Below are 18,544 nucleotides of genomic sequence, written 5' to 3'. Positions count from 1 at the left end.
ATGCTGTACCAGCGCTTGCGACACTCGGTGCCCCCCGATTTCATACCTCGCCAAACGTGACGAGCAAAGCACCGCCCGCAGCAGGAGGGCCTCACCCTGCCTGGGTGGTCTTCCCGGTGCGCAGGAGGCTGTTTGCCTTGTGTGGCAAGGGTTCCATCGACATCGCTGCACCGGCGCGCCAGGCGCAGGACGCTCACCCGGAACGGATGACGCGCGGTCACCACAGTCATCGGCAGCGTTCCCGCTATCGCCCGCCGCGTCGGTGGGCGGGGGAGAGGATGAGCCAGGATGAGCGCGCTTGTCGGCGAGATCGAGCTCCGCGGCGAAAACGGGTTCGAGCTGAGCCTCAGGGGCTACCACCGTGCCCAGGTCGACCGGTACGTCGCCACCTTGCAGATGCGGCTTACCACGGTGGAGACGGAACTCGCCTCGGCGCGCTACCGCGAGCAGCAGCTCGCGGGCCGGGTCGAGCGGCTCAACACCGAACTGCGCCAGTGTACGTGCAACGACGAGAGCTCCAAGGCCGTCGGCGGCCGCATCCAGAAGATGATCGAGCTGGCCGAGCAGGAGGCGGACGCGCTGCGCCAGCAGGCCGCCGAGGAGCTGGACAACGCCCGTACCGCGGCCGAGGCCATGCTCGCCGACGCCCGCAAGCACGCCGAGGACGCGATCCGCGACTTCCAGACCGCGCTCGCGCAGCGCCGCGCCGAGGAGGCCCGCGCCGAGCAGGCCCGCCGCATGCAGTGGGACGCCCGGCGGCAACGGCAGCGCGAGGCGGCCGAGAACCTGCTCGCCACGACCCGGTCGATCGGCACCGACAGCCTGCAGACCACGAAGAAGCTGCTGGACGCCCTGTCCGAGCAGCACGCGAAGCTGACCGCGGAAGTCGAGACCGCGGAGAAGGAGATGGCCAACCTGCCCAACGCCTGAAGCGACGTACTGCCCCGTCCCGGTGCCCGGTGTCCACGATGGACACCGGGCACCGCCCTTTCCGCCACCCGGCCGGGCGGGCGGCCCTCCCGCCGCCGGACGGTGCCCGGCGCCACCCGTGCGGAGTGACGAAACGCCCGCTGGCCGATCACCCCGCCGGGGTGAGGACGCATCACTCTGACAGCCAGCAGGATTCTTGCCATGAACGAACTGCGGGCGGCCCTGATGGTGACTGCTGCACCATCCACGATGGTCCGCCCGTTCCCGCCAGCCGCGGGCGTCACGTCGTCGGTGGTCCCCGACGTGACGGCCCAGCTGGGGCGTCAGGTGAACACCGTTGAGCAGGGGGTACTCAACGGGGCAGGAGGAGCGGTGGACACGGCCCGCATCCTGCGCACCGGGCGCTCTTCAGCGAGGGCGGCGGGAGCCGATGGGTGGGCGGCTGATCCGGAGGAGGCCGCCCACCCATCGCAAGTCACCACAGGCGTCTGAACACCGAAGACGGCGCGAGAGGCGCCGACGCGCTCCCAGGCCCGCGTCGGCGCCTCAAGCGTCTCCGCCGGCGGACGCGATCCGGAAAAGAGCACGACGAAGGTGGCTGCCACGGGGGCAGCCACCTTCGCTGTTGTTCTTTATCTTTCTGTGTACCCCACGGACCGCGCGGTTCCCCGGCGGTCAGATGATGCCGTGGTCCGAGGTCGGTGCCGCGTGCGCGCCTCGGCGGTGCGGGTCGGCCCACCGGTCGGTGTCGCCGTACCTGGGCGGCTGCGGCGCCTCCCCGGACGCGGACACGTCACCGTGGCGGCCCGACGGCTGCTCGGCGGCGTGCGCGCCCTCGTTCGGCCGGGACGTCGCACCCGGCCGGCCCGCCGTGTACGGCCCGCCGGGCGGGTACGGCCCGACGTTCGCCCCGGCGCCGGTGCCCGACGTCGGCCCGGTGCCGTACGACGGCGCGTCGGCCGCGCGCGCGCCGGTGTGGCTCGGCGAGGTCGGCGAGTTCATCGGGATGCCGCTGCCGTAGCCGCGGTAGTCGGCCGCCGGCTGGAACTCCCGCGGCTGCTCCCGGTCCGCCCGGTGGGTGCCGGTCGTCATCGGCGTGGCGGCCGGCTCCAGCGAGTCGTCCCAGTGCACCGTGAGCGCGAACAGGACCACCACGCTGAGCGAGATCATCAGCAGCGACCACACCGGGTACGCGCCGAGCGTGCCGACCTGGATCAGCGCGTGCAGCGCCACGATGACGATGGCCGCCACCCGGGCGACGGTGTTGCGGGCCAGCAGCCCGATCCCGGCGGCCAGCAACAGGCCGCCGAAGGCCAGCATGAGGATGCCCCAGCCGGTCAGGTTGACGACGACCAGACTGTCGCCGTCGATGAACGCCACCTGGTTCTGCAGCAGCGCGACGAGTCCTTCGAGCACGTTGAGGAGCCCGAGCACGACGAGCATCACGGCCGCGAAGGTGACCCAGCCGAACCACACGGTTCTGCTCTTGGTCATGGCCTCTGTGTTCCTTCCTCTGCACGAGCGGGACACCGGCAGGAGGCGGTTTCGGCACAGTTGGCAGGTCTGACCCTGGGAGCAGGTTCGTCGTCCGGCCGCGGCGGACAAGAGAGGAGGCGCCGCGGCCGGATCCGGCGAAGCTCGTGTGGCGACCTCCCTCCCTTGCGCAAACAATTGCGAACCGGTGCTTTTGGAAGCGATCGTTCGGCGCATCCGGATGACCGGGCATCACCCTGGTCGTGTGAGTTGCCGTGACCGGCCGCCGCCGGCCGCCGCGCCGACCGCCCGCGGCCGCGCCGCCTGGCGGCGGCCGGCCGGGCCGCCCACCGGCCGGCCACCTGGCCTCCAGCTGGACGTCCGCCGTCCGGCGGCAGCGCCGCCAGGCCACCGTCCAGGTGCCGCCGGTGGTGGCGGCCGTCGATGGAGCGGCCGTCACCCGCACAGGGTGAGGACTTCTCACCCGGCGGCGCCAGCACAATGCGGTCGTGGAGATGGCCTGGATACCTGGTGGCACCTTTGCCATGGGTGCGGACGGCTTCTATCCGGAAGAGGCGCCGGTGCGCAAGGTCACCGTCGACCCCTTCTGGATCGACTCGCATCCCGTGACGAACGCCGAATTCGCCCTGTTCGTGCAGGAGACCGGCTACGAGACGGTGGCCGAGCGCCGGCCCGGCTCGGACGCCGACGACGGCGCGCAGCCCGGCTCGATGGTGTTCGTGCAGCCGCCGGGGCCGGTGCCGCTGCGGGACTGGCGGGTGTGGTGGGAGTTCCGCCCCGGCGCGTCCTGGCGACATCCGTGGGGCCCGGATTCCGACATCCGGGGGAAGTCCGCGCACCCGGTGGTGCACGTCGCCTACGAGGACGCCGCCGCGTACGCCCGCTGGGCCGGCAAGGACCTGCCGACCGAGGCGGAGTGGGAGTTCGCCGCCCGCGGCGGTCTCGAGCAGGCCGTCTACCCGTGGGGTGACGAACCCGAGCCGGGGCGGGCCAACATCTGGCACGGCATCTTCCCGTGGCTCGACCGCAGCGACGGCGGCCACGGCACCAGCCCCGTCGGTGCGTTCGCCCCCAACGCGTACGGCCTCTTCGACGTGGTCGGTAACGTATGGGAGTGGACGTCGGACTACTACCGGTCCGGCAACGCCAGGTTCGAGGTGGGTGACGATCCGCTGCAACCGCAGGGTGAGGTCGCGGACAACCCGCGCGTCGACACCCCGGCAGGGGCGGCCGTCTATGCCAGCCGGGTCGTCAAGGGCGGCTCCTACCTGTGCTCCACCGGCTACGACCACCGGTTCCGCCCGGCGGCGCGGCAGCCGGAGGCGGTCGACAACGGCAGCTGCCACGTCGGGTTCCGCTGCGTGCGTCGCCTCGGGTGAGTACGCACAGTCATTTGTTCACCCCCTACGGGTGAGGCGTCCTCACCTTTAATCGCCCCACAATCCCGTGGTCATCCGCCGTGCTGCGGTGGGTGGGAGGGGGCGAAAAACGTTGGGGCAGAAATCGCTTGTTGACACCATCACCCGTCCCGCACTGCACTTCGCAGTGCCCGAGCCGCCCCGCTATCACGTGCCACGACCACGTCTTCTGGACGCATTGGATCGGGCGGTGGCGGGGCCTTTGACATTGATCTCCGCTCCGGCGGGGTGGGGCAAGACCACCCTGCTGGCCGAGTGGGTCGCGGCGGGGCGGGTGTCCTGGCCGCTGGCGTGGTTGACGGTCGAGGCGCACCACGGCCCACGCTTTTGGGAACACGTGCTGGGTGCGGTGGCGGCGGCGACCGCGGAGCACCAGGTCACCTCGGCACCCACCGACGGTGGCGAGGCGCTGGACGAGCTGATCGTGCTGCTGCGCCGGCCGGGCCCACCGGTCGTCGTCATCCTCGACGACCTGCAGGAGCTGTCCGTCCCGCGCGTGTGGGGGGAGCTCGAGACGCTGCTTTCCCAGGCGGGTGACCGCCTGCGTCTCGTCATCGCCTGCCGGACCGACCCGGCGCTCACCCTGTACCGGTTCCGCATCCGCGGCGCGCTCGCCGAGCTGCGCAACGGGACGCTCGGCTTCACCCTTGACGAGACCGCGCAGATGCTCAACGCGCACGGTGTCCGGCTCGCCGAGGCCGCACTGGTCGAGTTGCACGCGGTGATGCGCGGCTGGGCGGCGGGACTGCGACTCGCCGCGCTCGCCGTGCAGGGCCACCCGGAGCCCGACAGTCTGGTGCCGCGCTTCGCGCTGCAGGACCGGGCGCTCGGCGAGTACCTCGTCGGCGAGGTCTTCGACACCCTGCCGGAGGACATCCGCGAGGTCGTCCTCTGCACCTCGGTGCTCGACCAGGTCAGCGCCGAGCTGGTGGAGGCCCTGACGGGCCGGGTCGACGGCGCGCGGATCCTGGCGCAGCTGGAGCACTCGAACCTGTTCGTGGTGCAGGGCAGCGGCAACGCCGGCATGTACCGGTGCCACCCGCTGTTCGGGCTCATGCTCTACGACGAGCTGCGCCACCGCCGGCCCGAACAGGTGCGCCAGCTGCACCGGCGGGCCGCGGACTGGTTCGCCGCGCACGACCTGCCGGCCGACGCGCTGCGGCACGCGCTCGCCGCCCGCAACTGGGGCCAGGCCTCGGACCTGCTGGCGTCGAGCTGGCAGGAGCTGGTGCCGGGGGCGCGGCTGCGGACCATCAAGGAGCTGGTCCCGCCGCCGCCGCAGGAGGTCCGCAACGACCCGCGGCTCGCCCTGGCGTTCGCGGCCGAGCGTCTGGACGCCAGCGACCCGCAGGGCACCGAGACGTTCCTGCACCTGGTCGACCGGTCCCAGCACACGCTGGTCGAGTCGGCCCGGGTGGCGCTGCGGCCCATCGTCGACAGCTTCCGCATGGCCGAGGCGCACCAGTCGGGCAAGCCCGAGCTGATCCTGGCCACCGCGCCGATGCTGCTGCGCGACGACATGGGCCTCGACGACCAGGACACCGCGCGGATGCGGGCCCTCGCGCTCGTCGCCGTCGGCGGCGCCCGGCTCCTGCAGGGCGACCTGACCGCGGCCGAGCTGGCCCTCACCGAGGCGCTCAACCTGGCCCGCCGATGCGGCGGCGTGCAGTCCCAGCTGGCCGCGCTGCGCCAGCTCGCGCAGCTCAACGCGACCCGGGGACGGCTCACCGCGGCGATGCGCTACGGCAAGGAGGCCCTGGCCCTCGCCGACCGCGAGGGACAGACCCAGGGCAGCGACGTGGTCTGGGCCCAGCTGACCGTCGCCGAGGTCTGCTACCTGCAGGCCCGGGTGCCGGCGGCCGAGCACTACCTGGACCGGGCGCTGGACGGCGGCGGCCTCGCCGACCCGGGCCTGGTCGCGGTCGCGACGATGTCCCGGGCGCACATCAGGGCCGCGGCCGGCGACGCCAGGGCCGCCTGCACCGAGCTCGCCGCGATCCGCCGGCAGCTCGCGGACTGGCGGTACACGCTGCGGCTGCAGCACTGCGTCACGCTCGCCGAGGCCGAGCTGCGGCTCGCCGCCGGCGACGTGGAGGCGGCGAAGCGGCTGCTCAACCTGGAGCCGGTGGAGCTGCTCACGCCGTGGCTCGGGGTCGTGCGCGCGAAGGCGCACCTCGCCGAGCGGCGCCCGGCGGCGGCGCTCGGCGCGGTCCAGCCGTTCCTGGAGTACACCACCGGATCGCTGGTGTGGACGGTCGACGCCAACCTCACCTGCGCCCGGGCGCTGCGCGCGCTCGGCGACCGCTCAAAGGCGGGACGGGCCCTCGAGCAGGCGCTGCGCTGCGCCGAGGACGAGGGCATCCGGTGGCCGTTCGTGGCGGGCGGGCAGCCCGTCCGGGAGCTGCTGGTGACCTACCTGCCGGCGGGCAGCGGCTACCGCGGCGTCGCCGAGGACATCGCCGCCGAGCTCAACGGCTTCGGCCGCCCGGCCGCCGTGGCGGGCGAGCTGGCCGAGCCGCTCACCGAACGCGAGCTGGCCGTCCTGCGGTACCTGCAGGGCACGCTGTCCGCGGGCGAGATCGCCTCGATGCTCTACGTGTCCGTCAACACGGTGAAGACGCACATGAAGAACATCTACCGCAAGCTGGGGGTCGGCAGGCGGCGAGAGGTGATCGAACGGGCCCGCGAACTGAACCTGCTCTGAGCGGTTCGCAGGACGGACAGCGGCGGCCCCCGGGACATCCCGGGGGCCGCCGCTTTGTGCCGTGTCCAGCGTGTCCAGCGTGTCCAGCGTGTCCAGCGTGTCCAGCGTGTCCAGCGTGGACAGGGTGGACAGCGTGTCCAGAGTGGACCGTCGGGCCATGGTCTGGGGGGCCGGCGGTGCCGGGCGGACGAGACGGACGGCGCCGCAAGGCCGGGGAACCGGGCACACAGAACAGCGGCGGCGTCCACGTCGTTGTGGGCGCCGCCGCTGTCGGCGGTGGGGATGTCCGAGCTACTGGTTCACGTACGGCCTGGGGCCGATCGCGGCGAGCTCCTCCTCGTCCTCGACCATCACACCTTCGATGATCGCGGTGTCGGCCGTCGCGGCGATGAGCACCGGCAGCGGGTCCATCAGCGGGTCGAGGGAGGCGCGCTGAACGGGGACCAGCGACTCCTCGACCGGCTCCGACAGGATCACCGGCACCGTGGCGTGCCCGACCGCCCGGACCCACGCCTGCGGCGAGTCGAGGTCGATGTCGTCGACCACCGGCCCGACCAGCTCGGCCGGCTCGAGCTCCTCGACGATGTCGACCAGGATCACGTCGTCCTCGTGCCGCACGATCGGGCGGCCGGCCTTGTGGCGGCCGCGGTACGAGTCGGAGCGGCTGTTGCGCCGCAGCGCCAGCTTCGTGACCGAGGCGATGGGCGCCTCCTCCGGCTCGGCGTCGGGCTCGCCGCCGCGGCCCTTGGGCACCGTGAGGACGAACAGGATGATCACGTCGAGCGTGACCATGAGCAGCGACCAGGCCGGGTACGCCCGGAGCATGGCCAGCTGCGAGATCGCGTGCAGCGCCACCACGCTGACCGCGGCGGTCCGGGCGCTGGCCCGGCGGGCCCGCAGCGCGATGCCGGTGATGCCGAGCAGCACACCGAGGGTCACCGTCGCCGTCGCCCAGGTCGTGGCGCTGGTGAACGCCACGTCATTCTTGTCGAAGCCGATACCGCCGCTGGCGAACCCCACCAGCAGTCCCTGCGAGACGTTCAATGTGCCGACCAGTGCGAGCATCGTCGTGCCGAACGTGGTCCATTCCTTCACCGCACCGCCGCCGCTGTCCATCCGCCGTACTCTCCCTACTGCCTCTGCCGTCTGCTGGATCGGTTGCTCGGAGAACAGCGGCGGGATGCACATGTGGGCCGTGCCGGCCCCGGTCGAAACCAGGACCGGCACGGCCTATCTCCCCCGTTTTTCTCTGTTCCCCCCGGAACAGGCCCGAGTGGCCGGTCCGGACGCGCCGCCCGCGCGCCAGGACCGTCCACGTCGTGCCTGGGAACATGATTCGAGGGAGCAGGGTGAGCGTGGATCACCCTCGATGGGTGACGTTCCGGGTCATCTGGCCACCGGCTCAGCGGCGAGCAGACAGGCGTCGTCGTCGGGGTTGCCGCGCCGGGCGCCGTCCAGCGCGCGACCCAGCCGCTCGTCCGGCGGCCAGGCGCGCATCGCGGCCCGCACGTCGTCGGCGAGTCCCTGCACGCCCTGGTCGATGGCCTGGTCGCGGCGCTCCACGACGCCGTCGGTGTACATGAACAGCAGCTCGCCGGGCTCGATGCGCATCGTCGCGTGCGGGTACGCGGCGCCGGGCTCGACGCCGAGCGCCATGCCGGGCGGCTGCAGCAGCGGGCCGACCCCGTCGGCGTTGGCCCGCAGGATCGGCAGGTGGCCGGCGCGGGCCCAGACGAGCATCCGGTCGGCGGGACTGAAGCGGCCGCACACCGCGGTCGCGAGCATCGTCGTGCGGCGCCGGCACAGCATCCGGTTGAGGGCCGAGAGGATGGCGCCGGGCTCGTCGCCGGCGAGGGCGAGCGACGTCATCGACGCCCGCAGCTGCAGCATCGTGCCCGCGGCGTCCGGACCGTGCCCCATCACGTCGCCGACGGCGAGCATCACGTCGCCGCCCGGCAGGGCGATGCCGAGGAACCAGTCGCCGCCGACGCCGGCGATCGTGTCGGCGACCGCGTACCGCACGCCGACCCGCACGCCGTTGACCGCTACATCCGTCGTCACCACGTCACACCCCTGAGGCTTCCTCGGTCGACGGCCGGAGCACCGGCAACCGCCCATATCGTGGCCCTCACGGCCGGGTGGGTGGCTCGCCCGGAAAGGGTGGTTGGCGGCGGCGGTCGCACCACACCGCAGGGTGAGGCCTCAGATCAGGCTGAGCTCCCGGGCACGGCGCACGGCGTCGCGCCGGCGGCTGACGCCGAGCTTGCGGTACACGTGCCGGACGTGGGTCTTGACGGTGTTCGTCGAGACGCTGAGCACGGCGGCGATCTCCGCGATCGACAGCATGCTGCGCAGGTACAACAGCACCTGCGACTCCTTCTCGGTGAGCGGGTCGGCCATCACGGCACCGGCGGGCGCCGACCAGGCACCGAGGCCGTCGGCGGTGGCGCCGGTGGCCGCGCCGCTGGTCGGGGCGGCCACCGCCGGCGCGGGAGCCGGGGCGCCGGTCGGGGCGCCGGTCGGGGCCGGGGACGTGGGAGCGGCGGCGACGGCGCGGTCGTACCGGTCGTCGTGCTCCAGCTCCCGTGACCGGGCGACGGCGAACCCCGCCGACGGTGCCGCCAGCACCTCGGCGATCCAGGTGGCGTGCCCCTGGAACGGCCGGCGGATGCCCTCCGGGCCGGCCATCCGCAGCGCCCGGTCGAGCTGCTCCGACGCGGCGTCGAGGTCGCCGAGCTGCCGCAGCGCCTGCGCCAGCAGCACCGTGGCCGAGACCGCGGTGACCAGCGAGCCCGGTCCGTCGTCGAGGATCCGGTCGGCCAGCTGCGCCGCGGCGGACGGGCGGCCGTCGGCCAGGTGCAGGCGGGCCAGGGTGAGCAGCGGCTCCTCGGACCCGGGCCAGTACCGCACCACCTCGGCGATGACCGAGTGCGCCCGCTCCAGCTGCCCGTCGTGCAGGCACAGCTCGGCGTGCAGCGCCCGGGCGGTGACGTCCGCGTACCGCGGCATCGTCCCGACCCGGCTGTCCAGCAGCGGCTCCAGGGCCTCCAGGGCGCCGGCGTGGTCGCCGCGGTCGAAGAGCAGCAGCGCGACCGCGATCGCCCCGCCGACCCACCCGTTGGGGTCCGGCTCGGCGTCGGCGCTGACGCTCTCCTCGATGTGGAAGCGGGCCTCGTCGAGCTGGCCGCGTTCGCGGCAGACGGCGGCCAGCACCAGCCGGGCGTAGCTGATGTTGCGCGACTCGGCGATCCCCGCGTCGCGGCAGCTGTCCAGGACCCGCCGGGCGCAGGCGGCGGCCGCCGAGAGCCGGCCGCGGCTGAGGTGGGCCAGCGCCTGCAGCCGGTTGGCCTGCACGGTGAGCAGGTTGAACCCGGACTTGCGGGCCAGCTCTGCGCCGAGCTCCAACGCGGCGTCGGCCTCGTCCAGCCGCCCGGCCGCCACGTCCGCGCCGGCGCAGGTCAGGTGCGCGACGGCGCGCGCCGCGTCGGTGAAGTCCGCGTAGACGTGCTCGCCGGCCGCGTCCTCGGTGCGCTCCAGCAGCCGCGCCGCCGCCTCCGCGGCCCGTTCGGGGTGCTCCGCCGCGGTCGCCTCGGCCAGGCGCATCGCCGCGAGGATCTCGGCCTGCACCCTCGGCGGCGCCTCACCGAGGCCACGCTCGCCGAGCCGGATGAACGCGGACATGCCGACCAGGTCGCCGGTGTCGCGGCAGAACAGGGCGAGCGCGAAGGCGAGCATCGGCCGCTCGGCGATGTCCGGCGGCGGCTGCGTGCCGTCGCGCACCGCCATCGCCCGCGGTCCCGACCCGGCCAGCTCCGGCCAGTACTGCACGAACAGCCGCTCGGCGCTGACCCAGTCGCTGCCCGCGATCGCGTGCATCAGGGCGTCGCTGGGCAGACCGTTCGCCGCGTACCAGCCGGCCGCGGCCCGGTGCAGGGCCCGCTCCTCGGCGAACGGCAGCGTGCTGCGCAGCTCGGCGCGCAGCATCGCGCGCAGCAGCCGGCGGTAGCGGTACCAGGAGTGTGAGCCGCCGTAGAAGCTGGCCAGGGCGTTCGCCCGGCTCATCTGCGCCAGCAGTCGGGCGCCGCCGCGGCTGCCGGTCAACGCCTCGACCAGGCCCGGGCACACCGTCTCCAGGATCGAGGTGCGCAGCATGACCTCGCGTATCTCGGGGTCCAGGTGCTGCAGGATCTCGCGCCGGACGTACTCGGTGAGCCCGACCTCCTCGTTGAGCCCGGCCTCGCCGAGGATGATCTCGGTGACCATCCGCTCCGGCTCGTGCCGCCCGACCATGGCGGACAGGATCACCGAGACCGCGGCCGGCCAGCCCTCCGTCACGTGCCACAGGGCGTAGCGGAAGTGCTGGGCCAGGCGCACCCCGTAGGCGTCGGCGAGGCCGGCGACCTCGTCCTGGGTGAGCGCCAGGTGATCGGTGCGCAGCTCGTTGAGCTGGCCGCGGACCCGCCACCGGTACAGCGACAGCGGCGGCTCGGTCCGCGCGAGGATGAGGAAGCTGATCCGGTCGCCCAGACGGGTGATGAGCCGCTCCAGCCGGCGCAGCACCGTGTGGTTGGTGACGTGCTGCAGGTCGTCGAGGACCACCACGGCGCGCTCGTGGTGGTGGGCGTTGCTCCACGCGTAGGTCGACGGGTCGACGGCGATACCCGCGGCGGTCAGGGCGTTCACCAGCTGCCGCCAGGCCGTGGCGCCGCAGTTGGCCTCGAACCGCACGTACGCGGCCCGGCCGGGCGCGCGGCCGCCGTGGATCCACGACGCGACCAGGGTGGTCTTGCCCCAGCCGGTCGGCGCGCAGAGCAGCGTCACCGGGTGCGACACCGCCGCGTCGAGCTGCTCCAGCAGCCGGGCCCGGGCGAGGTGCACCACGGGCAGCGCGGGCGGGTCGGCCCGCCGCCGCACCAGGGGCGCCTCGACCGGCCGGGTCGGCGCGGTCCAGGCGTGGAACCGCTCGGCGGCGTCGTTGTGCGCCAGTTTGTCAAGAGTGCTTTCGCGTGGAACGCCGTGATGGCTCGTATGCACCGTCACTCCCGAAGACGCGGTTTCCGACGTGCCGGTCGGCCCTTCCCTGGCGGTGGTAATGGTCGGACGCTGACGCCGACCACCATAGATCTCAGACCCGCCCCGAGGGGAGCCTCGCATTCGCCTGCGTCGATTGCATCTCTGCAAACATTGACGGATGTCGCACGACTGGGGACTCAGCGCGTCGACAGGCATCGATTAATAACAGGACTCTGCCGTACGCCGTGTGTGCGGTGGAGAATGGGAGACGCGAATTTTGTCCGGTTTTGCTGTCCGTGTCAGTTGTTGCTGCGCGTCTTGTGGCTACACAGCGTGAACCCGGCCTCCGGGGCCTTCCGGAGGGTCGCGGGAGCATGTGCGGAATGGCCCGTTTCGACCCGTGGCGGATGCGTGCGGCACGCCGCAGGAGGCCGTCCTGCGGCACCCTCCGGCGTGTCGACACGCGATCTACTCATCGTCAAAAGGTCATTTACTCAAACCATGGCACGAAAGGCTGACATGAACGCTCAGAATTACATCGGTGTCATCAGCAACACTCCTCATAGGTGCTCGTCCGATCACTCAAACACATGTCAATCTGCAAGTTGCAGCCTTCAACAAGGGGCATAGAGCGCATTCCGGGCGGTCGTCGTAACCGGTGGAACCCGCCGCAGCCGTTGCGCCACCGCCCGGTTGTTGGTTTGGATGGTTCGTCCGCGAATGTTCCAGGACCGGAGGTCCGGTGTACGACCTCAACAGCCTCTCGCTGAGCGAGATCGTGCGCTGCGGCACCGAGGTCCGCGCCGCCGCCGGCGCGGGGAAGGACCTGCCCGGGGCGCTGCGGGCGGTCGCGACGCTGCTGCGCGACCGGGTGCGCGACGGGCATGACGGGCCTGGCTTCGCCTGGGTGCGTGTGGCCGCCGGCGACGAGACCGTCACCGTCGGCGACCTGCCCGCGCCGCTTCCGCCCGCTCTCGACGCGCCGCCGCCGGGCGTGCGCCTGTACGACGCCGACGACTATCCGGTGCGCGTCGTGCTCGCCGTCGCAGGCGCCGGGCACCGGCTGCTCGCCGGCGTCACCGTCCGGCTCGACGGCCCCACCGCGCAGCTGTTCGAGCTGGTCGGCCTCAACCTGCGCATCGGCCTGCAGCCGCATCAGGGCGCCACCCCCACGCAGCGCGAGGAGGCGTTCGGCGACCTGCTCACCGCCGTGGAGCGGGCCGCCGCCGAGCAGGCCGGGCGCATGGAGCAGACCATCGCCGAGCTCGGCGACGCCGCCGGCCGGCTGCGCCGCAGTCGGCAGGAGCTGCGCGAGCGCGAGGCTCGGCTGCGGGACGAGACCAGCCTCGTCGAGGCGCTGCACGCCGTCGGCACCGACCTGTCCTCGGAGCTGGACATCGACCGGGTCGTCCAGCGCGCCACCGACGTGGCGACCGAGCTCACCGGGGCGGCGTTCGGCTCGTTCTTCTACAACGTCACCGACGACCTCGGCGAGTCCTACCTGCTCTACACCCTCTCCGGCGTGTCGAAGGAGTCGTTCGCCAAGTTCCCGATGCCGCGCAACACGAAGGTGTTCGACCCGACGTTCCGCGGCGTCGGGTACCTGCGCAGCGACGACATCACGAAGGACCCCCGCTACGGGCACAACCTGCCCTACGCCGGCATCCCCGAGGGGCACCTGCCGGTCGTGAGCTACCTGGCCGTGCCCGTCGTGTCCTCCACCGGCGAGGTACTCGGCGGCTTCTTCTTCGGCCACCCGCGGCCGGCCCGCTTCACCGCCCGGCACGAGCGGCTCGCGGTCGGCGTCGCCGCGCACGCCGCGGTGGCGCTCGACAACGCCCGGCTCTACCTGCGGCAGCGCAACGCCGCCGTCGAGCTGCAGCGCAGCCTCCTGCCCCGCATCCCGCGGGTCGAGGGCCTGGAGGTCGTGTCGCGGTACCTGCCCGCGGCGAAGGGCGTCGAGGTCGGCGGCGACTGGGTCGACCTGGTGCCGTTGTCGGCCGGCCGGGTCGCGCTCGTCGTCGGCGACGTCATGGGCAAGGGCATCCGCGCCGCCGCCGTCATGGGGCAGCTGCGCACCGCGATCCGGTCGTACGCGTCGCTGGACCTGTCCCCGGGACAGCTCATGCGGCAGCTCAACACGCTGCTCGCGGCCGACCTCGACACCCAGATGGCGACCTGCGTCTACGCCGTCTACGACCTGGTCAACGGGGAGCTGTGCTACACCAACGCGGGGCATCCGCCGGCCGTCGGGGTGCTCGCCGGCCAGTCGCCGCGGCTGCTGACCGGGCCGGTCGGGCCGCCGCTGGGCATCGTCGACTTCCCGTACACGGAGCAGTCCGTGGCCGTGCCACCCGGCGAGGCGCTGCTGCTGTACACCGACGGCCTGGTCGAGCGGCGCGACAGCAACATCGAGGACCGCCTCGACGACCTGCAGCGGCGCATCGCCCTGCACCCGCGGCCGAGCCTCGAAGCCATCGACGACCTCGTGGCCGGCATGGTCGACCCGGCCCATCACGAGGACGACATCGCGGTGCTGTACGTGCGCCAGCCGCCCGGCGAGGTGCCGCTCACCGCCGTGGCGGCCTATCCGGCGTCGCCGGAGCAGAGCCGGGCGGCCCGCCGCTTCGTGCAGGAGACCCTGGGCGGGTGGGGCGTGCCGGGGGAGCGGATCGAGACGGCGGTCGCGGCCGTCGCGGAGCTGTTCGCCAACGCGGCGACCCACGCCCGGACCCACCGGGTCGAGCTGCGCCTGCACCTGCTGCCGGCGCACGTCGCGGTCGAGGTCTGCGACCAGGACAACCGGCTGCCGTTCCTGATCGAGCCGGCGTTCGACGACGAGCACCACCGCGGTCTGCACATCGTGCGCGCCACCTCGGACCGCTGGGGCACCCGCCCGGTGCGCGACGGCAAGATCGTCTGGGCGGAGATCCCGCTGCGCCCGGCGCCGTGACCCGCCGCCCGCGACCCGGCTCCGAGCCGGGCCGCGGGCGCGGGACCTCAGCTCTGCAGCCGGGCCAGCTCCTCCTCGACGATCGACTCGTCGAGCTTGCGGAACACCGGCGTCGGCGCCGACAGGGCCGTGCCCGGCACGACCGGCACCGGCTCCCACGTCGCGCCGGTCGCGTAGTCGCCGGTCAGGATCGGGTAGGTCAGCCCGTTGTCCAGGTCCTCGACCTCGACGATCCGCGGCATCGGCGCGTGCACGCCGGTGCCGCCGAGCAGCTCGTGGATCTGCTGGGCGGCGTGCGGCAGGAACGGCGTGAGCAGCGTGTTGCAGTCGCGCACCGCCTGCAGCGCGACGTGCAGCACCGTGCCCATGCGGGCCTTGTCCTCCTTGAGCTTCCACGGCGACTGGTCCGAGAAGTACTTGTTGACCTCGCCGACGATGCGCATCGCCTCGGTGATCGCCGCCTTCTGCCGGTGCCTGGCCAGCAGGTCGCCGACGCTGCCGAACCCGGCACGGACCGTCTCCAGCAGCGCGGAGTCCTCCGCCGTCAGCTCGCCCGCGGCCGGGATCTCGCCGAAGTTCTTCGCCGCCATCGAGATCGAGCGGTTGACCAGGTTGCCCCAGCCGGCGACCAGCTCGTCGTTGTTGCGCCGGCGGAACTCCGCCCAGGTGAAGTCGGTGTCCGTGGCCTCCGGCCCGGCCACGGCGATGAAGTAGCGCAGGGCGTCGGCGTCGTAGCGCTCCAGGAAGTCCCGCACGTAGATGACGACCCGGCGCGACGAGGAGAACTTCCTGCCCTCCATCGTCAGGTACTCCGAGGACACCACCTCGGTGGGCAGGTTGAGCGCGCCCAGCGAGCCCGGCTTCGGCGCCGAGTAGCCCAGCAGGATCGACGGCCAGATCACCGAGTGGAAGACGATGTTGTCCTTGCCCATGAAGTAGAACGCCTGCGCGTCCGGGTCCTGCCACCACTTGCGCCACGCCTGCGGGTCACCCGAGCGGCGGGCCCACTCGATCGAGGCCGACAGGTACCCGATGACCGCGTCGAACCACACGTAGATGCGCTTGTCGTCGCGGTCCCGCCAGCCGTCGAGCGGGATCGGCACGCCCCACTCCAGGTCGCGGGTGATCGCGCGCGGCTGCAGGTCGGCGATGAGGTTACGGGAGAACTTCAGCACGTTGGGCCGCCAGCCCTCACGCGTGTCGAGCCAGGCGTTGAGCTGGTCGGCGAACGCGGGCAGGTCCAGGAAGAAGTGCTCGGTCTCCACGAACTCCGGCGTCTCGCCGTTGATCTTCGACCGCGGGTTGATGAGCTGGTCCGGGTCGAGCTGGTTGCCGCAGTTGTCGCACTGGTCGCCGCGGGCGCTGTCGTAGTGGCAGATCGGGCACTCGCCCTCGATGTACCGGTCGGGCAGCGTGCGGCCCGTGGACGGCGACCGCGCGCCGAGCGTGGTCTTGCTGATGATGTACCCGTTGTCGTGCAGGCCCTGGAAGAGCTCCTGGACGACCTGGTAGTGGTTGCCGGTGGTGGTGCGGGTGAACAGGTCGTACGTCAGGCCCAGCCCGTGCAGGTCCTCGACGATGACGCGGTTGTACCGGTCGACGAGCTCGCGCGGGGTCACGCCCTCGGCGTCGGCCTGGACCTGGATCGGGGTGCCGTGCTCGTCGGTGCCGGAGACCATCAGCACGTCGTGACCGGCCATTCGCATGTACCGGCTGAACACGTCAGAAGGCACCCCGAAGCCGGACACGTGACCGATGTGGCGCGGCCCGTTGGCGTAAGGCCAGGCGACCGCGGCGAGAACACGACTCATGACCTGCAAGCGTAGTGACCCGTTCGGTCGTTCGGCGAAGGGATACTTTCTCCCGACACGCTAGGTGACGTCCGGAATATGCACTATCGCCCGTTGTCCAATGAACCGGTGAGCGAAGAAGCAGCGTGGTGGCGTGGCCAGGCGGCCGGAATCCCACCGAAGGCCGCGGACGCCTTCCCGTTGTGGCCGACCACGTCGACGACCACGGTGCGGGCGCCCTCCACCGAACCGCCGCGGGACCGGGCCACCCCGTCGTCCGGTGCGCCGGGGCCGGGCAGCGACCTCGTGCCCGCCGGTCTCGACCCCGGGCTCGTCGACCGGGAGGCCCGCGACGCCGGCGCCGCCGCGGTCCTGGAGCACCTGCAGCTCGCCGCCGCCCGCCTGGAGCGCACGGCGGCGGAGCTGTCCGCGGCGGAGCTGTCCGCGGCGGAGCTGTCCGCGGCAGCGCCGTCCGGGATGCGGCTTGCCGAGGCGGAGCGGGCCGAGGTGGAGTGGACCGAGGCGGAGCGCGCCGAGGCGCAGCGGGCCGAGGCGGAGCTGCCGGAGGCGCGGCGGTCCGTGGCGCGGCTGTCCGGGGCCCGGCCGGCGGAGGCGCCGCTGTCGGCGGCGGGTGAGCTCTGGCCGCCGGCCGCGATGCGCGTCATGCGCCAGCCCCGCGACGCGTCGCGCACCTCCCCGCCGCCGGGACGCCGGCCGCGCCGCCCCCGCACCCTGCGCAACCCCGCCGCCGGCCTGCCCGCCATGCTGGTCATCGCCCTGCTCACCGGCTTCTTCGCCTGGACCAGCGCCGAGCCGTTCTGGCTCGACCTCGGCCAGGGCGAGCACGGCCACGCCCAGGTCACCCGCTGCACGGGCGACGGCGTCCTGCGCCGCTGCTACGCCACCTTCCGGTCCGAGTCGGGTGCCACCGTCACCGCGGTGCCCCTCGTCGGCGCCGACGACGCCCCCGGCACGACCCTCGACGCCCGGATGCGTCCCGGCGGCCGGATCGCCTACGCGGGCAACCCGTCCGGCCTGCGGGTCCGCTGGACGGTCGGCTTCGCCCTCGTCCTGCTCTGCGGCGCCGCCCTGTGCTGGGCCACCGGTGCCGGCCGCCTCGGCCGCTTCCGCACCCGCCTCGCCGCGTACGTCCTGACCGCCGCCGCCCCCATCGTCCTCGGCCTGGGCGTCCTCGTGGCCACGTACTGAGCTGTGCCTGCCGGGCACGGCTTGGAAAGTTTCAGGCGTGGGCGGCGGCGTAGACCTCGCGCCTGGGCAGTCCGTGGCGGGTGGCCACCTCGGTGATCGCGTCCTTCTTCGAGGTGCCGGCGGCGACCAGGGCCGCGACCGCGGCGGACAGGGCGGCGTCGGAGGGGCGTTCGAGGACGGCCGGGGGCGCGCCGCCGACGACGAGGGTGATCTCGCCGCGGGCCGACGCCGCGTCGCCGGCCAGGTCGCCGAGGGAGCCGCGGCGGATCTCCTCGTAGGTCTTGGTCAGCTCGCGGCACAGGGCCGCCGGGCGGTCGGCGCCGAACGCGGCGGCCAGGTCGCGCATGGTGTCCTCGACCCGGTGCGGGGACTCGAAGAAGACCAGGGTGCGCGGCTCGGCGGCGAGGGAGGCGAAGTAGGCCCGGCGCTCGCCCTGCTTGCGCGGCGGGAAGCCCTCGAAGCAGAACCGGTCGCAGGGCAGCCCCGACACGGCCAGGGCCGTGGTGACCGCGCTCGGGCCGGGGGCGGCGCTCACCGGTACACCCAACGCGACCGCCGCACGGACCAGCCGGAACCCGGGGTCGGACACGCTGGGCATGCCGCCGTCGGTGACCACCGCGACGGTCGCCCCACCGGCCAGCAGGTCCGCGAGCTCCGGGGTGCGGCGCTCCTCGTTGCCCTCGAAGTAGCTCACCAGCCGGCCGCCGATCGTGACGCCGAGGGCCTGGGCGAGGCGCCCGAGCCGGCGGGTGTCCTCGGCGGCGACGACGTCGGCGGTGGCGAGGACCGAGCGCAGGCGGGGTGAGGCGTCCTCGGGGTTGCCCAGCGGCGCTCCGAGCAGAATCAACGGCACATGTGCGATGGTGGCATCCCACCGCCTACGATCGCGCAATGACCTCGGTGCTGACCGACGCAAGCGAGACGCCGCCGCAGGCGGCCGAGCCGTCCCCGGCCCGCCCGGTCGCCGACGCGGTGCGTCGCCGGCTCGCCCGTCCGGGTCCGGCCACGCCGGGGTTCTGGCTGGCGGCGGCCC

12 protein-coding genes are annotated in these 18,544 nt (G+C 73.0%); 6 read left to right on the top strand and 6 right to left on the bottom strand.

All coding sequences use genetic code 11. The features are described from left to right. Positions 1-288: 288 nt before the first annotated feature. Both OP18_RS47200 and OP18_RS58325 read left to right on the top strand, forming a co-directional pair. Positions 289-930 carry a hypothetical protein gene (locus OP18_RS47200; protein ID WP_033366842.1) on the top strand — a complete coding sequence of 214 codons (642 nt, stop codon included), beginning with the start codon at positions 289-291 and terminating at the stop codon, positions 928-930. Between the two features lie 201 nt (positions 931-1,131). Continuing rightward, entirely contained in the window at positions 1,132-1,422 is a 291-nt protein-coding gene (locus tag OP18_RS58325) for a hypothetical protein (RefSeq protein ID WP_156090292.1), read from the top strand. A gap of 183 nt (positions 1,423-1,605) precedes the next feature. Here OP18_RS58325 and OP18_RS54160 read toward each other — a convergent pair whose 3' ends face one another. Further along, positions 1,606-2,424 (bottom strand): DUF7144 family membrane protein, encoded by an 819-nt coding sequence (locus tag OP18_RS54160; protein WP_052388424.1) that lies wholly within the window; start codon positions 2,422-2,424, stop codon positions 1,606-1,608. A 494-nt stretch (positions 2,425-2,918) separates the two neighbouring features. On the opposite strand from OP18_RS54160, the gene OP18_RS47185 reads away from it, so the two are divergent. Next, positions 2,919-3,803, top strand: coding sequence for a formylglycine-generating enzyme family protein (locus tag OP18_RS47185; protein WP_033366866.1), 885 nt, complete (start codon positions 2,919-2,921; stop codon positions 3,801-3,803). A 67-nt stretch (positions 3,804-3,870) separates the two neighbouring features. Beyond that, positions 3,871-6,546, top strand: a complete 2,676-nt coding sequence (locus tag OP18_RS47180) for a winged helix-turn-helix domain-containing protein (protein ID WP_341483932.1) — start codon at positions 3,871-3,873, stop codon at positions 6,544-6,546. 291 nt (positions 6,547-6,837) lie between these two features. On the opposite strand, the gene OP18_RS54155 is transcribed toward OP18_RS47180, so the two are convergent. The 3 genes from OP18_RS54155 to OP18_RS47165 all read right to left on the bottom strand — a co-directional run bounded on the left by OP18_RS54155 (position 6,838) and on the right by OP18_RS47165 (position 11,580). Next, positions 6,838-7,662, bottom strand: a complete 825-nt coding sequence (locus OP18_RS54155) for a DUF7144 family membrane protein (protein WP_052388423.1) — start codon at positions 7,660-7,662, stop codon at positions 6,838-6,840. 270 nt (positions 7,663-7,932) lie between these two features. Further along, positions 7,933-8,607 carry a PP2C family protein-serine/threonine phosphatase gene (locus OP18_RS47170; RefSeq protein WP_162189928.1) on the bottom strand — a complete coding sequence of 225 codons (675 nt, stop codon included), beginning with the start codon at positions 8,605-8,607 and terminating at the stop codon, positions 7,933-7,935. 141 nt (positions 8,608-8,748) lie between these two features. Beyond that, positions 8,749-11,580 (bottom strand): winged helix-turn-helix domain-containing protein, encoded by a 2,832-nt coding sequence (locus OP18_RS47165; protein ID WP_156090290.1) that lies wholly within the window; start codon positions 11,578-11,580, stop codon positions 8,749-8,751. A 721-nt stretch (positions 11,581-12,301) separates the two neighbouring features. Here OP18_RS47165 and OP18_RS47160 point away from each other — a divergent pair. Beyond that, on the top strand, positions 12,302-14,512 hold the full coding sequence (locus tag OP18_RS47160) for an ATP-binding SpoIIE family protein phosphatase (protein ID WP_052388421.1): 2,211 nt from the start codon (positions 12,302-12,304) through the stop codon (positions 14,510-14,512). A 47-nt stretch (positions 14,513-14,559) separates the two neighbouring features. Here OP18_RS47160 and metG read toward each other — a convergent pair whose 3' ends face one another. Next, complete coding sequence (metG, locus tag OP18_RS47155) at positions 14,560-16,323, bottom strand: methionine--tRNA ligase (RefSeq protein WP_033366837.1); 1,764 nt, start codon at positions 16,321-16,323, stop codon at positions 14,560-14,562. 108 nt (positions 16,324-16,431) lie between these two features. Between metG and OP18_RS54150 the strand changes: the two genes are divergently transcribed. After that, positions 16,432-17,511, top strand: coding sequence for a hypothetical protein (locus OP18_RS54150; protein WP_156090289.1), 1,080 nt, complete (start codon positions 16,432-16,434; stop codon positions 17,509-17,511). 31 nt (positions 17,512-17,542) lie between these two features. Here the strand turns inward: OP18_RS54150 and rsmI are convergent, their stop codons facing one another. Further along, positions 17,543-18,403: a 16S rRNA (cytidine(1402)-2'-O)-methyltransferase gene (gene rsmI / locus OP18_RS47145; RefSeq protein WP_052388419.1), complete on the bottom strand. Its 861-nt coding sequence runs from the start codon at positions 18,401-18,403 to the stop codon at positions 17,543-17,545. Positions 18,404-18,544 lie beyond the last annotated feature (141 nt).

This window comes from Dactylosporangium aurantiacum (assembly GCF_000716715.1).
In the GTDB taxonomy this organism is placed as follows: domain Bacteria; phylum Actinomycetota; class Actinomycetes; order Mycobacteriales; family Micromonosporaceae; genus Dactylosporangium; species Dactylosporangium aurantiacum.
Note: the sequence above shows the minus strand (reverse complement) of the source record. Positions and strands in the feature narration are given on the sequence as shown.

Bases quoted from the DNA above. Each gene is read 5' to 3' on its own strand.
- OP18_RS54155 (WP_052388423.1), bottom strand. From the start codon at position 7,662: ATGGACAGCGGCGGCGGTGCGGTGAAGGAATGGACCACGTTCGGCACG.
- OP18_RS47200 (WP_033366842.1), top strand. From the start codon at position 289: ATGAGCGCGCTTGTCGGCGAGATCGAGCTCCGCGGCGAAAACGGGTTC.
- OP18_RS47185 (WP_033366866.1), top strand. From the start codon at position 2,919: ATGGCCTGGATACCTGGTGGCACCTTTGCCATGGGTGCGGACGGCTTC.
- metG (WP_033366837.1), bottom strand. From the start codon at position 16,323: ATGAGTCGTGTTCTCGCCGCGGTCGCCTGGCCTTACGCCAACGGGCCG.
- OP18_RS58325 (WP_156090292.1), top strand. From the start codon at position 1,132: ATGAACGAACTGCGGGCGGCCCTGATGGTGACTGCTGCACCATCCACG.
- OP18_RS54160 (WP_052388424.1), bottom strand. From the start codon at position 2,424: ATGACCAAGAGCAGAACCGTGTGGTTCGGCTGGGTCACCTTCGCGGCC.